We start from the raw sequence: 13,317 nt of genomic DNA, 5'->3' as shown, positions 1-13,317 counted from the left end.
GGGCTTATAAGCTCACCATTTGCTGAATATGAGTAACGGCAAAGAGTAAAGACAGAGACAGCACAGCGAGCGCGATCAGGAACTTATCCCGCACCGCTTTCGGCTGCACAAAATCATCCTGCGCCACGTCCATCAGGTTACGGCTGCGGGTATAGCGCCACAAAATGAAGGCTACCAGCGCCAGCACAACAATCGAGATCCAGAATGGCACCCCGGTCCGGTGCCAGTTGTGCTTGATCGCCAGAGCAATCAGCGCGCCATACCCCAGCAACGTGCGCAGCCATGCGAGCGACGTCCGCTCCGGCTGCAGGCCAGGGTCCGCTTCGCGTCGCGCTTTGCGGCTATCCGCCATAGAACACCAGCACCATCACCACGCCTGCCACCGTCAGCAGGATCGCGCTGATGATGAGTAGCCCGCGCGTATAGGGTAAATCCTGCTTCAGACGCATCGCCTTCTCATTGCGCAACCAGCGCAGATAGCCGTAAATCGCCAGCACGCCTGCGAACAGGCACAGAAGCAGCGCCAGTACTTCGCGGATCAGCGGCGTGGCGAAATCAGGTGCGAGCTGATCGAGGCCGACACCTGCAGCCAGAAAGCCCAGCGCCGTGCGGATCCACGCTAAGAACGTGCGTTCATTAGCCAGAGAGAAGCGATAATCCGGCGCTTCACCGAGGCGGGAAATTTTCATGGAGGTTCCTTGTCGAGCTACGGGCAGGCTTCAGCATAGCGTAAATCGACCAGGACAAGGAGACCGGCATCGGGGGATGCCGGTCAGGAAGGTTAGTGCAGTTCCGGCCAGTACTCTTTGTTGGCTTCGATCAGGTCATCCAGAATCGCTTTCGCGACTGACGCGCTCGGCACGGTTTTCGACAGGGTAATCGCCTGCCAGAGTTTCTGATACGAACGCTGCTCCCAGGCATCCACCACCAGTTTTTCCACCGCCACCTGCTGGCTCATCAACCCTTTCTGGAAGTGTGGAATATCGCCAACCGTGAGCGGCTCCGGTCCGTTATGGCCCACCAGACACGGAATTTCCACCATCGCATCGGCATCAAAGTTATGAATAGCACCGTTGTTTGGCACAATCAGCAACATGCGTTCCTGGGTGTTAAAGGCAATCGCGGTCGCCAGATCGACGATGTACGACGCATGTTCGTCGATTTCCAGCTCCCCGGCGGCGGAATTACCCGCTTCGATGATCGCCCGACAGGAGCTGAACACATGTTTCTCGCGGTGGTCCATGACTTCATTGGCGCGGGTCCGTTCCGGGTTAGAGTGCGCAACAACGTAGTCCGGGAACAGATAGTATTTCAGATAGGTGTTCGGCATGGTGTCCGGATCCAGCGCCTGCACATCTTTTGCTTTGGCAAAGGTATCGTTCCAGCTTGCTTCGGTATGCACATCTTCAGAAGGCGGAACATAGCCGTATTTCGCCACGTATTCGCGCAGTTTCGGCATTAAATCGTTACCGTTGAGATCTTCTATCGAGGTCCACCAGCCGAAGTGGTTCAGACCGTAGTAGCGCACGCGCATCTCTTTGCGGTCTTTCAGGCCAACGATCTGCGCCATGCGTCCTTCGATGCCAATCGGCATATCGCAGATGTTGAGGATTTTGGCATTCGGACGCAGGCGGCGCGTGGCTTCCGCGACAATCGCCGCCGGGTTGGAGTAGTTCAGCATCCACGCATTCGGGGAGTACTGCTCCATGTAATCTACCAGCTCCAGCACGCCGCCGATCGAGCGCATGCCGTAGGAAATCCCACCTGGCCCGCAGGTTTCCTGGCCCAGCACGCCGTGGCGCAGCGGGATTTTCTCATCTTTTTCACGCATCGGGTATTTGCCGACGCGGATATGCGCCATCACGAAATCCACATCGGTAAACGCCGCTTTAGGATCGGTGGTGTAGCTAAACTCAATCTCCGGCGCCTGCTCTCTAAGGATGATTTTGCACGCTTCGGCGATGGTCTCCTGACGTGCGCCGTCGTTGTCATAAAACTTCAGGGCGCGCAGCGGGAAACGGTCACGGTTGGCTAACAGCATCAGGACGATACCAGGCGTAAAGGTGCTGCCGCCGCCTGCAATGACAACTGAGAATTTTTTCATGATATAGCCTCTGTCAGGGTGGTTTGTTCATTCGTTAAAGGGGTTTTCATCAGCGATTCCAGCTGGTCACGCACCTGAGGAACGTGCAGACCGACAATCACCTGAATGCCGTTGCCGCGTCGCACCACACCGTGTGCGCCCAGGGCTTTGAAGACGTCGTCGCTTTGGGTTTTCGCCATATCCACCAGCGCGATACGCAAGCGGGTGGCACAGTTGTTGATGCTTTCGATATTGGACGCACCGCCGAGCGCCTGCAGGAATCCGGCGGCCTGTCCGACCTGCTGGCTGGCCGCCGCCGGGGCAGTGGTTTGCCCGCGTGCCGCCTTATAGTCGGCCTTGCTGTACAGTTTGATTTCGCTCTCTTCCCGGCCCGGCGTTTTGAGGTTCAGACGCACAATCAGCGTTTTGAAGACCATGAAGTAGAGGCCGGTAAAGCAGACGCCGATGCCGATTTGCGTGAAGACCGTTGAGGCGTGGTTATGGAACATCGGGATCCAGTTTTGCGGCAGGAACTGGTCCAGCAGGCCGCCGCCCATGTTGCCGACCACACCAAAGGTGTACATCACCGTTGCCATGGTGGCCGCCAGCACGGCGTGAACGGCAAACAGCAGCGGCGAGATAAACAGGAAGGTAAATTCGAGCGGTTCAGTAATGCCCACCAGCACGGCAGTGAGCGTGGCCGGGACCAGCAGCCCCGCTACCTTGACGCGGTTTTCCGCTGAGGCGGTGTACCAGATCGCCAGCGCAATCCCGACCGAGCCAAACACTTTTGAATTGCCGTGGAGCGCGAACCCGCCTTCGGGGAAGAGGGTTTTCAGCGGCAGGGTACTCTGGCTGAATTCCTGCAGATGCTGCGCCCAGTAGACCTGAATACCGCCTTCCACCGCCGCCGGGCCGAAGATGAACGGGCCATAGACGAAGTGGTGCAATCCGGTTGGGATCAGAATGCGTTCCAGGAAGGTGTACACCCACACGCCCAGCGCACCGGCAGAGCGCAGGAACGCCTGTAGGGACTCAATGCCCATCTGCACTTTCGGCCAGCCCAGCAATGTCAGCCAGGCGCAGGGGATCATGACGAAAAACGCGAGGATAACGACAAACGAACTGCCCTGGAAAATCCCCAGGAAAACCGGCAGCGGCTTGTCGAAATAGCGGTTGTGGATAGCGGTCACGATGCCAGAAATCACAATGGCACCGATGATGCTGGTATCGAGCGTTTTGATCCCGGCAATCATCGCCAGCCCGCTTCCCGCCGTGGGTTCGGCGGAGAAATCGACGCCGAAGAAGTGACCCCAGGTCATCCCCATCGCGTTGATGAAGTAGTTCCAGGTCAGGAAGCTAATCAGCACCGCCAGACAGGCGCGGCCCTGCGCCTGCTTTGCCAGGCCAATCGGTAAACCGACGGCGAAAATCAGCGGCATATTGCGAAATACCGCCCAGCCGCCCTCTTCAATAATGTGAACGATCTGCGCGAAAAGATTATCAGGGGCGGTTAAGGCTTCGCCGACAAACAGCGGGTTGCGAAGCATAATGGCGATTCCCACCACGATCCCGGCAAACGGAAACAGCAATACCGGGGTAAACATGGCACCGCCAAAACGTTGTATTTGACTGAGCATTTTTAAATCCTCACGTAACAACCTGTAGGGGGTAGAGGCCTTTATGGTTTTTTGCTGGCCTGAGGTGAGCATAAGAACTTACTGATACGCGAACATGGCGTGCCGTTGCGATTCGTGATCGCATTCATGGTTTTATTTTGACCAGTGAGGTCTACTTTTCGTTGTAAATATGGACATGTGAAGACGTAACCGACGCCATGATGCGGGCAGAGAGGTCTACTGGTGATCTACAAATCTATTGCCGACAGATTGCGGCTGCGGCTGAATTCGTCGGACTACAACATCGGCAGCCCGCTACCGGGTGAGAAAGCGCTGGCGCAGGAGTTCGGCGTGGCGCGCATGACCATCCGCAAGGCGCTGGATCTGCTGGTGAGCTGGGGGCTGGTTGAGCGACGGCACGGCAGCGGCACGTTTGTCTCGCGTAAGGACGTTCACCACGAAACCACGAATCTGACCGGGCTGGTGGAGGTGCTGCGTCAGCAGGGAAAAGAGGTGCAGAGTAAAGTGTTGCAGTTTGAAGTGATGCCCGCGCCGCCCGCCATCGCCAGCCAGCTGCGGATTCAGGTCGATGAGCGGATCTACTTTTCCCGGCGGGTACGCTACGTGGACGGGAAGCCGCTGATGCTGGAGGACAGCTTTATGCCGGTGAAGCTGTTTCGCAACCTCTCGCTGGCGCATCTGGAAGGGTCAAAGTTTGATTACATCGAGAAAGAGTGCGGGATCACCATCAGCGGCAACTATGAGAGCCTGACGCCGGTGCTGGCAGATAAACAGCTGGCCGGTTACCTGAACCTGCCGGAACAGACGCCGCTGCTGCGAATCACGTCACTTTCCTACAGCGACAGCGGCGAGTTCCTCAATTATTCCGTGATGTTCCGTAATACCAGTGATTACCAGGTGGACTACCATCTGCGGCGCATCCACCCGGAAGTGCTGCTAGCTCATCCCCCAGAACAGCACCGCGAGTAGCTGCGGCGTGATGATGCGCAGGAACATTACCAGCGGGTAGACGGTGGCATAGGAGAGTGCCGCTGCACCGCTGGTGGCATGCAGGTTATTGGCAAACGCGAGCGCAGGGGGATCGGTCATGGAGCCCGCCAGCATGCCGCACAGCGTCAGGTAGTTCATTTTGGTGAACATCCGCGCCAGAATGCCTACCGTCAGCAGCGGGATTGCCGTGATAAATATGCCGTAACCGACCCAGCTCATCCCTTCGCCCTTGATCAGGGTATCGACAAAATCCCCGCCGGATTTCAGCCCGACCACTGCCAGAAACAGCACGATGCCCAGCTCGCGCAGCGCCAGGTTGGCACTCGGCGGCATAAACCAGTAGAGCTTACCAATACAGCCGATGCGCCCGAGGATCAGCGCCATAATCAGCGGCCCGCCTGCCAGGCCCAGCTTAAGCGCCACCGGGAAGCCCGGCACGTACAGTGGAATGGAGCCCAGCAGCACGCCCAGGCCGATGCCGATAAACACCGGCAGCATCTGTACCTGCTGCAGTTTTTGCTGGGCGTTACCCACCATATCCGCCACCGCGTCAATTGACGACGGGCGACCAACCAGGTTGAGGATATCCCCGAACTGCAGGCTGGCTTCCGGGCTGGCGACCAGTTCAACACCCGCGCGATTCAGACGGGAGATAACCACGTCATAGCGTTCTTTTACCTGCAGATCGCGTATTTTTTTGCCGAGAACATGCTCATTGGTCACCACGACGCGTTCCACCCGCATATCGGTGCCGCGCGTGGAGAGCGAAGTGTCCACTTCCTGACCAATGACCAGTCGCGCATTGTTTAAATCCCCGGGCTGGCCGACCAGATGTAGCAGATCGCCTTGCTGAATAACGGTGCCGGGCGCGGGCACCATCAGCATATCGTCACGCTTAAGGCGGGAGCAGATGATGTTGGCGCTGTTCAGGATCGGCACGTCCTGAATCGCCATATTATTCAGGTTGGGATTATCGACGCGAATGTTGATGGTTTTGATGGGCATATGGCCGTTGGTCAGCGTGGTTTCGTGATCTTTGGCCTCTGATTCGACGTTAACGCGAAACAGTACGCGTACCAGCCACATGGAGAGCAGAATGCCACAGATGCCAAACGGATAGGCCATGGCGTAGCTCATCCCCATCTGGTCGACAATGCCGGGTTGAATCCCCAGATCGCGCAGGATTTGCTGGCCCGCACCGAGCGCCGGGGTGTTGGTGACCGCGCCGGAGAAAATGCCCAGTACCACAGGAAGGGGAATATCAAAGATTTTGTGCAGAATCGCGGTGACCAGCCCGCCCATGACCACAATGCCGAACGCAAAAAGATTGAGCCGTAGTCCGGAGACACGCAGGGAGGCGAAAAAGCCAGGGCCTACCTGAATCCCGATGGTATAAACGAACAGGATCAGGCCGAACTCCTGAACAAAGTGGAGCATTTCAGCGCTCAGAGCCAGCCCGAGCCGATCGGCAAAATGCCCGACAAAAATGCCGCCAAACAGCACGCCACCAATGCCAAACCCGACGCCGCGGATTTTGATATTGCCTATCCATAGTCCCACAACAGCGACCAGGGCCAACACGCTAACGGTTAACGCGATATCACTCATGATCCACTCCCTGCCCATAACCTTAGTTATATCAGGGATTCTCTCAGAGCCGTGGGGCGTTGTATGGGCGATGGCGCACAAAAAAGCCCTGCCGGGGCAGGGCCTTATGCGGTCTTTGAGCGGTGTCGGGTGGCGGCTACGCCTTACCCGACCTACAGGTTCGGCGGGCTTGTTAACTGTTCAACGCCGGCCGCTCGCTAATGGCGATACGCTGCGGCGCGATGGCTTCCGGCACGTTACGGGTCAGATCGATATGCAGTAGCCCGTTGGTAAAGGTCGCACCTGACACGTCCATATGGTCTGCCAGGGTAAAGCTCAGGCTAAACGGCTGATTAACCAGCCCCTGATGCAGCCATTGAGTCTCGGTCTCCTGTTTTTCCGGCGTCCCTTTCACGGTCAGACGGGTACCTTCAAGCTGGATGTCCAGATCCTCCTGGCGGAAACCGGCCAGCGCAAGGGTGATGCGATAGTGGTTATCGTCACTTTTTTCAATGTTATACGGCGGAAACGTCTGGTGCTCAGTCGTGCTTTGCAGGGCATTAGCCAGTTTGTCAAAACCAATCCACTGACGCAGCAGAGGGGATAAATCATAGTTACGCATACTAAATCTCCTTCTAAGAAGCGAGTTCGGCACAGTTTAATTTTGTGCGCAGTTGTTCCTGCAAATCCTGATGGATTCGCATATGCTCCCGTTACGGCAAGCAAGTCTGTGTGGGCCGCGCTTGCGACCCCCGTGATTAGTTAATTTCGATACGGCGCGGTTTTTTCTCTTCCGGAATCACGCGTTCCAGTTCGATAAACAGCAGGCCGTTAACCAGGTTCGCGCCCTTGACGTGAATGTTCTCGGCTAACTGGAACTTGCGTTCAAAGTTACGCTCGGCGATGCCCTGGTAGAGGTAGGTACGTTCTTTCTGCTCGGCCGTATGGGAACCTTTCACCACCAGCAGGTTGTCCTGCGCGGTGATCTCCAGTTCGTTTTCTGCAAAACCGGCAACGGCAATCGCGATGCGGTAGTGGTTTTCGTCAACCAGCTCGACATTGTATGGAGGGTAGCCATTGCTCTGGCTTTGGTTATTTTCTAAATGGTTAAACAGGCGGTCAAAACCAATTGCAGAACGGTATAGCGGAGAAAGATCGAAGTTACGCATAAATAAAACTCCTGAAATCAGCGAGAAATTATAGCCTTCCACCATGGACAGGCCTTTGTGCCCCCGAACGCCCATCAGGCGCGTTCGTTATCGGGTCACATTCTTAAAATGGGTCTGGAACCGGGCTTTTCAAGACTATTTATGTGAGATTTTTTTGCACTTTGCTGGTTGTCGCATAGACTCTGGGACAACAGCACAAAGGGTTAAATTGCGATGACTGCCACAGTGCGGGATTATCGAGCTATCCATTTCGGATAAGGCTCGCTATAACCCTGAGTTGCAGGTCTATGCAGTAACATTAACGATGACTGAGTGATGATGAAAAATGTTCTGATAAAGCTGACGACGTTCAGCGGGGTAGTTTTACTTTGCGGGTGTTCGAGCGTGATGTCTCACACCGGCGGTAAAGAAGGAACATATCCGGGGACGCGCGCCAGCGCGGCGATGATCTCCGATGACGATACCAACTGGGGCACCAAATCCCTGGTTATCCTGGATATGCCGTTTACGGCAGTAGCGGATACGCTTCTGCTGCCGTGGGATGTATTCCGTAAGGATGACTCCGTGCGTTCACGGGTAGAGAAAAGCGAGCAGGAAAACCTGGCGACCAACGCCGTCATTCCGCCCGCCGAGATGCCTCCGCGCTAGTTCTGTGCGGTTTCCGTTATCCAAAGCTGACGGAAACCGCCCGTCTCTTCCATCCATGCAATAACGCGCCCGTTCGGAGAAAATACGACGGCATCTGCAGAAGGTGGATTGCCGTGTTCGGACGTCAAAAACGTCACCTCTCCGGTCTGTGCGTCGCAGCACGCAATCCGATTTTCGAGCACAAATCCCAGCATCTTCCCGGACGGGTGCCAGTTGAACGCAGACTGGATATCGCGCTCTGCGTGGGTGAGCTGGCGCGGCTCGCCGCCCTCAGGCGAGATCAGCCACAGCTGCACAACGCCGTTATCATCACGCATCAGAAACGCGATTTGTGTCGCCTGCGGGTTACTGCGCACCCAGTGGCGCGGCACGTTCACCAGACCCGGATAGCGGTTGTGGTGCGTGAAGGTTAACCGACGCTGCATCACGCCCGCTGGCGGCGCAGGCAGCATTTCTGGCGTTCCCTGCAGCGGCGCATCACCCGCACGTTTCCAGCCCTGTTCATCTACTGGCAGGTTAACAATGAACAGTTCAGGCACTTTTTCGCCCTGTGCTGAGAGGGTATCGCCGATAAACGCCAGCCTGTCGTTGCCCACCCAGCCCTCTTCGTAGGCGCGATTGATTTCGTCGCTGCCCGGTTGTGGGTTAGGCGTCGTGCGGCTGACCAGCACGCTCCAGAAGGTTCCCGGATATTCACGCGGATGGTTCCCCTGTGGATTCACCGGGCCGAAAGGCGCCGCCACGCCAACGTTGCGTAAATCGAGCTTCGGATCGCGCATATGCATGACATGGTCGTTATAGGTAAAGCTGACCAACTGCCCGTTCGGGCTGAAGACATGTACGTGGCTGCCACCGCGCAGCGCGCCTGGAGTATAGGGTGCGGTGATATCCATCGCATCCAGATTGCTTACCTGACCGTGATGCGCAATCACCCCCTGGCGATGATGAAAATCGTAGCGCCAGTCCGCGTCCGGGTGTTTCGGGCCGTGGATAAAGACGTATTCATCCTGTGCCGGATGAACGGTCACCACGCCAACGTGCGCGCCGTCCGTAGCGCGATAAATCACCTCGACCTCGCCCGTGCCTACGTTAACTCGTTCGATGGTTTCACCGGTGAACGACGCCCCTGACGGACGCACGTCATAGACCAGCCACTGGCTGTCCGGCGTCCAGGTATTGATATTAGTAAGCTGGTGGTTGCGGGAAGCGAAGGTGATTTGTTTCATGAGGATACCCTGATGCGCAGTTATCGCATCAGGGTAAAACATCCGTGTGGATTAGCCTACTCGTTTCACATCACCTACCAGCAGTATGTAAGAAAGCGCGCCAATCAACGCCACGGCGGAGATGTAAACCAGCGCCGGGCCAAAACCGTAATCCTGGGCCAGATAACCAATGACCAGCGGCACGGTAATTCCACCCAGCCCGCCAACGAAGTTGAACACACCGCCGGTCAGACCGATCAGCCGCATCGGTGCCAGGGACGACACCAGCGACCAGGTAATCGATGCGAAACCATTACCAAAGAACGCCACTGCCATCAGGGTCATTATCCACACCGGATCGTTGGTATAGTTGGCACCCATGATGCAGGTGGAGATCAGCAATCCGCAGATAATCGGTGTTTTACGCGCTACCCCCAATGAGAACCCTTTTTTTACCAGCTTATCCGCCAGCCAGCCCGAGAGCAGGACACCGAAGAACGCGGCAAGGAACGGTACGGTGGTCATAAAGCCCGCCTTCAGCGCGGTGATCCCCTTCTCCTGCGTCAGGTAGTTTGGGAACCACGTTAGGAAGAACCACAGCGTGGACGTCACCGCAAATTGCCCCAGGTAAACCCCCACCAGCTTACGGTGGAAGACCAGCTTCCAGTCGGCTTTGGTCAGCGGCTGTCGCGCCTCTTTTTTCACGGGCGCATCACCATCCACCAGGCCGCCGCCGTCGCGGATATAGTCCAGCTCTGCTTTGCTGATGCTTTTGGTCAGGCGCGGCGGCTGATAGACCTTAATCCAGATAAACGACCAGATGATGCCGATCCCACCGGTAACAATAAACACCCAGAGCCAACTCAGCAGTTCCTGGATCCAGATTAACAATGGCGTCAGGAATGCCAGACCAACAAACTGCCCGGAGGTGTAAAAGCCCACCGCGGAGGCACGTTCGTGTTCCGGGAACCAGCTGGTCACCATGCGGTTATTGGTCGGGAACGCGGGTGCTTCAAATATCCCGGTGATGGCACGCAGACCGATCAGCGACATTAGTCCGGTCGCGAAGCCCTGGAACAAGGTCGCCACGGACCAGCCAAAAATAGCGATAAAATAAGTCAGACGTGAACCCACGCGGTCAAGGAACCAGCCGCCCGGGATCTGGCAAAGCGTATAGAGCCAGGCAAACGCCGAGAAGACATAACCCATTTCCGCTTTAGTGATACCAAACTCTTCCTGAATATGGGCCGATGCCACGGCAAGGTTGGCGCGGTCAACATAACAAATGACCACGGTAATAAAGATCATCAACAGCGTCAGGTAACGGCGACGCCCGGTTTTTGCAGCAGTAACTGGAATATCCATCGCAATCTGTCTCCAGATTTTGGGCATAGCGAAGCCGCTCACCATGCCCTGTAGTTTCAGAGGGTGTAATTATTTTTTTATTTAAAAACGTAGCCAGAATGCGCTAAATAATTCGTGCTGGGGGGAAGGCGGCAAGTTTTCGCATCCCCGGGAGCATACAAAAGTATGTGACCGGGGTAAGAAAGCGCAGCCAACGCCTCACCAGCGCGAAGTATGACGCGCATTTACCACTCGGCGACGGAACCGTCTTCATGCCGCCATAACGGGTTACGCCAGTCCGGCGCATCTTTACTCAGCTCAATAACTTTGGCTTCGTCAATTTCAACGCCCAGACCCGGTTTCGTTAACGGTTTAAAGAAACCGCCTTCCATGCTGAAGTCTTCTTTGTTTTTCACAAAATCGAGCAGTTCCGCGCCTTTGTTATAGTGAATCCCCATGCTTTGTTCCTGGAACACGGCATTGCGGGAGACAAAATCGACATGCAGGCAGGCCGCCAGCGCGATTGGCCCGAGCGGACAGTGCGGAGCCAGCGCCACGTCGTAGGCTTCTGCCATGCCGGCAATTTTGTAGCATTCGGTGATACCGCCCGCGTGGGAGAGATCCGGCTGCAGGATCGCAATGCCGCCCGCTTCGAGCACCCGTTTAAATTCAAAGCGTGAGAACATCCGTTCGCCCGCCGCGATAGGAATGTGCGTCTGTTCAGCCAGCTTCGGATAGTATTCGGCCTGCTCGGCCAGCACCGGCTCTTCGATAAACAGCGGGCGATATGGTTCCAGTTCTTTAATGAGCACCTTCGCCATCGGCGCGCTGACACGCCCATGAAAATCCAGACCGAACTCAATCTCGTTGCCGAAGGCTTCACGGATTTGCGCCACGGTATTTACCGCCCGGTCTACCGCGCGCGAGTTGTCGATGACGCCCATCTCTTCGCAGCCGTTGAGCTTGAAGGTGTCAAAACCGATGTTGCGCAGCTGTGTAATGCCGTCGATCACTTCCGAAGGGCGGTCGCCTCCGACCCAGCTATAGGCTTTGATTTTGTCGCGCACCAGGCCACCCATCAGTTGCCAGACCGGGGCGTTCAGCACTTTACCTTTGATATCCCATAGCGCCTGGTCGATACCGGCGATAGCGCTCATGAGAATCGGACCACCGCGGTAGAAACCCGCGCGATACATCACCTGCCAGAGGTCGTTAATGCGTGCCGGATCCTGCCCAATCAGATATTCCCCCAGCTCATGCACTGCAGCTTCAACGGTGCGGGCTCGCCCTTCAATCACCGGCTCGCCCCAGCCCACAACACCTTCGTCGGTTTCGATTTTCAAGAACATCCAGCGCGGGGGTAAACGGTACGTGGTGAGTTTGGTTATTTTCATTTCACTGCCTCTCGATACGCTTTCACAAATGCTGCCGCCTGCTGTGCGGTACGTTCAACGGGCTGTCCGGCGCGATAAAGATCGCTGCCCAGCCCCGCGCCCACACAGCCAGCGCTTATCCACTGGCCCAGGTTTTCTGGCGTAACGCCACCCACGGCAAAGACCGGCACGCTGGCGGGCAATACCGCCTTCAGCGCTTTGATGTAATCCGGACCAAAAGCCGAGGACGGGAAAATTTTCAGCGATTGCGCGCCCGCGTCGAGGGCAGTAAACGCTTCTGTGGCCGTCGCGCATCCCGGACAAACGGTCATGCCGTAACCCACTGCACGGCGGATCACCTCAGGATGGATGTTCGGGGTGACGATGAGCTTGCAGCCCATCTTTGCCAGCTGGTCCACCTGCTCCGGTTGTAAGACGGTCCCCGCGCCAATCAGCGCTTTATCACCAAACGCATCCACCACGGCCGGAATGCTCTTTTCCCATTGTGGGGAGTTGAGCGGAATCTCCACCGCGTCGAACCCGGCGTCTATAACTGCGCCGACGTGCGCTAACGCCTCATCGGGCGTGATACCGCGCAAAATCGCGATAAGGGGAAGGTCAGTTTGCCACTGCATGAGCGATGCTCCTTATTCCTGCCTGAAATGCCGTGTCGCCGGGTACCGTTGAAACGGTAAGCCCAACAGCGCGGAACGCCTGTTCGTAGCGTGACGTTAGCGATGCGCCTGCGACAATCGTGATGGCCTGCTCGTGCGCGATGAAGTCACGCATGCTGGCGACCTCAGCGCCAATCAGCAGGCCCGAGAGAAATTCACTGACCTGCTCGCGCGGGAGATCGCCCAGCACGTGCGAGGCGCGAACTTCAAAAAGTTGCGGCAAAACGACAGGACAGGCGATCCCACGCGCCAGACCAGCAGCAAACGCCTCTGGCGAGGATTTTTGCTCCGGCAAACCAGCCCCCACCAGCGAATGGTTAAGCAGCAAATGATGCAGCTCGCCGGTCATCACGGTGCGAAAGTCGTGGATTTGCTCAGCATCCGCCTGGACCCACTTGCAGTGCGTTCCGGGCATAACGTAGACAGAAGAAGGAGATAGCGTGCGCGCGCCAAGGAGCTGAGTCTCTTCGCCGCGCATCACGTTGTGGTTATCGTCGCGAGAAACGCACAAACCGGGAATAATCCAGATATTGTCGCCTACGGACGTTAAACGATCGCCAATAGCGGAGAAATGGGCGGGAACAGGCAGATAAGGCGCGGTTTT

14 protein-coding genes and 1 other annotated feature are annotated in these 13,317 nt (G+C 56.6%); of the genes, 2 read left to right on the top strand and 12 right to left on the bottom strand.

The features are described 5' to 3' along the window. Positions 1 to 4: 4 nt before the first annotated feature. The 4 genes from L977_RS14190 to L977_RS14175 form a co-directional block, all read right to left on the bottom strand. Positions 5 to 352 (bottom strand): DUF202 domain-containing protein, encoded by a 348-nt coding sequence (locus L977_RS14190; RefSeq protein WP_023331677.1) that lies wholly within the window; start codon positions 350 to 352, stop codon positions 5 to 7. Then, entirely contained in the window at positions 342 to 689 is a 348-nt protein-coding gene (locus L977_RS14185) for a YidH family protein (protein ID WP_014068263.1), read from the bottom strand. The genes L977_RS14190 and L977_RS14185 overlap by 11 nt, the downstream gene beginning before the upstream one ends. A 92-nt stretch (positions 690 to 781) precedes the next feature. Beyond that, on the bottom strand, positions 782 to 2,104 hold the full coding sequence (locus L977_RS14180) for a 6-phospho-alpha-glucosidase (protein WP_047626028.1): 1,323 nt from the start codon (positions 2,102 to 2,104) through the stop codon (positions 782 to 784). Next, a complete protein-coding gene (locus L977_RS14175; protein WP_047626027.1) occupies positions 2,101 to 3,723 on the bottom strand; it encodes an alpha-glucoside-specific PTS transporter subunit IIBC in 1,623 nt (540 codons plus the stop codon). Before L977_RS14175 ends, L977_RS14180 begins: the two co-directional genes overlap by 4 nt. A 222-nt stretch (positions 3,724 to 3,945) precedes the next feature. Here L977_RS14175 and L977_RS14170 point away from each other — a divergent pair, with 222 nt between their 5' ends. Further along, on the top strand, positions 3,946 to 4,692 hold the full coding sequence (locus L977_RS14170) for a GntR family transcriptional regulator (protein WP_014881917.1): 747 nt from the start codon (positions 3,946 to 3,948) through the stop codon (positions 4,690 to 4,692). Here the strand turns inward: L977_RS14170 and L977_RS14165 are convergent. From L977_RS14165 to ibpA, 3 genes are all read right to left on the bottom strand, one after another. After that, complete coding sequence (locus L977_RS14165) at positions 4,660 to 6,321, bottom strand: putative transporter (protein ID WP_047626026.1); 1,662 nt, start codon at positions 6,319 to 6,321, stop codon at positions 4,660 to 4,662. The genes L977_RS14170 and L977_RS14165 overlap by 33 nt on opposite strands. A gap of 172 nt (positions 6,322 to 6,493) precedes the next feature. Then, positions 6,494 to 6,922 (bottom strand): small heat shock chaperone IbpB, encoded by a 429-nt coding sequence (ibpB, locus tag L977_RS14160; RefSeq protein ID WP_014881915.1) that lies wholly within the window; start codon positions 6,920 to 6,922, stop codon positions 6,494 to 6,496. A 136-nt stretch (positions 6,923 to 7,058) separates the two neighbouring features. Then, entirely contained in the window at positions 7,059 to 7,469 is a 411-nt protein-coding gene (ibpA, locus tag L977_RS14155; protein ID WP_008500162.1) for a small heat shock chaperone IbpA, read from the bottom strand. Continuing rightward, positions 7,463 to 7,534 (bottom strand) — a sequence feature (ROSE (Repression Of Heat Shock gene Expression) occurs in the 5'-region of heat shock genes and acts as an RNA thermometer to modulate expression.). Its footprint overlaps the gene before it by 7 nt. Positions 7,535 to 7,784: 250 nt before the next feature. Between ibpA and L977_RS14150 the strand changes: the two genes are divergently transcribed. After that, a complete protein-coding gene (locus L977_RS14150; RefSeq protein ID WP_014881914.1) occupies positions 7,785 to 8,117 on the top strand; it encodes a YceK/YidQ family lipoprotein in 333 nt (110 codons plus the stop codon). On the opposite strand, the gene L977_RS14145 is transcribed toward L977_RS14150, so the two are convergent. The 5 genes from L977_RS14145 to L977_RS14125 form a co-directional block, all read right to left on the bottom strand. Continuing rightward, the gene (locus L977_RS14145) at positions 8,114 to 9,343 is read right to left on the bottom strand and encodes a DUF3748 domain-containing protein (RefSeq protein ID WP_197061803.1); all 1,230 of its coding nucleotides are present in this window, start codon (positions 9,341 to 9,343) and stop codon (positions 8,114 to 8,116) included. The two genes, L977_RS14150 and L977_RS14145, sit on opposite strands and share 4 nt — an antisense overlap. Before the next feature lie 51 nt (positions 9,344 to 9,394). Continuing rightward, complete coding sequence (locus L977_RS14140) at positions 9,395 to 10,732, bottom strand: MFS transporter (RefSeq protein WP_047626024.1); 1,338 nt, start codon at positions 10,730 to 10,732, stop codon at positions 9,395 to 9,397. A 179-nt stretch (positions 10,733 to 10,911) separates the two neighbouring features. Further along, entirely contained in the window at positions 10,912 to 12,060 is a 1,149-nt protein-coding gene (gene dgoD, locus L977_RS14135; RefSeq protein WP_047626023.1) for a galactonate dehydratase, read from the bottom strand. Beyond that, entirely contained in the window at positions 12,057 to 12,674 is a 618-nt protein-coding gene (locus L977_RS14130) for a 2-dehydro-3-deoxy-6-phosphogalactonate aldolase (protein WP_032635239.1), read from the bottom strand. Before L977_RS14130 ends, dgoD begins: the two co-directional genes overlap by 4 nt. Next, positions 12,658 to 13,317: 2-dehydro-3-deoxygalactonokinase (locus L977_RS14125; RefSeq protein WP_047626022.1), on the bottom strand; the 660-nt coding region annotated here is incomplete at its 5' end. The genes L977_RS14125 and L977_RS14130, both read right to left, overlap by 17 nt.

It is taken from the genome of Enterobacter sp. ZOR0014 (assembly GCF_000798855.1).
Taxonomy (GTDB): Bacteria; Pseudomonadota; Gammaproteobacteria; order Enterobacterales; family Enterobacteriaceae; genus Enterobacter; species Enterobacter kobei.
The sequence above is the reverse complement of the archived record's forward strand: the minus strand, read 5'-3'. Positions and strand labels throughout refer to the sequence as shown.

Coding starts and splice junctions, on each gene's coding strand:
- L977_RS14175 (WP_047626027.1), bottom strand. CDS start 3,723: ATGCTCAGTCAAATACAACGTTTTGGCGGTGCCATGTTTACCCCGGTA.
- L977_RS14130 (WP_032635239.1), bottom strand. CDS start 12,674: ATGCAGTGGCAAACTGACCTTCCCCTTATCGCGATTTTGCGCGGTATC.
- ibpB (WP_014881915.1), bottom strand. CDS start 6,922: ATGCGTAACTATGATTTATCCCCTCTGCTGCGTCAGTGGATTGGTTTT.
- L977_RS14145 (WP_197061803.1), bottom strand. CDS start 9,343: ATGAAACAAATCACCTTCGCTTCCCGCAACCACCAGCTTACTAATATC.
- L977_RS14190 (WP_023331677.1), bottom strand. CDS start 352: ATGGCGGATAGCCGCAAAGCGCGACGCGAAGCGGACCCTGGCCTGCAG.
- ibpA (WP_008500162.1), bottom strand. CDS start 7,469: ATGCGTAACTTCGATCTTTCTCCGCTATACCGTTCTGCAATTGGTTTT.
- L977_RS14185 (WP_014068263.1), bottom strand. CDS start 689: ATGAAAATTTCCCGCCTCGGTGAAGCGCCGGATTATCGCTTCTCTCTG.
- L977_RS14150 (WP_014881914.1), top strand. CDS start 7,785: ATGATGAAAAATGTTCTGATAAAGCTGACGACGTTCAGCGGGGTAGTT.
- dgoD (WP_047626023.1), bottom strand. CDS start 12,060: ATGAAAATAACCAAACTCACCACGTACCGTTTACCCCCGCGCTGGATG.
- L977_RS14180 (WP_047626028.1), bottom strand. CDS start 2,104: ATGAAAAAATTCTCAGTTGTCATTGCAGGCGGCGGCAGCACCTTTACG.
- L977_RS14165 (WP_047626026.1), bottom strand. CDS start 6,321: ATGAGTGATATCGCGTTAACCGTTAGCGTGTTGGCCCTGGTCGCTGTT.
- L977_RS14140 (WP_047626024.1), bottom strand. CDS start 10,732: ATGGTGAGCGGCTTCGCTATGCCCAAAATCTGGAGACAGATTGCGATG.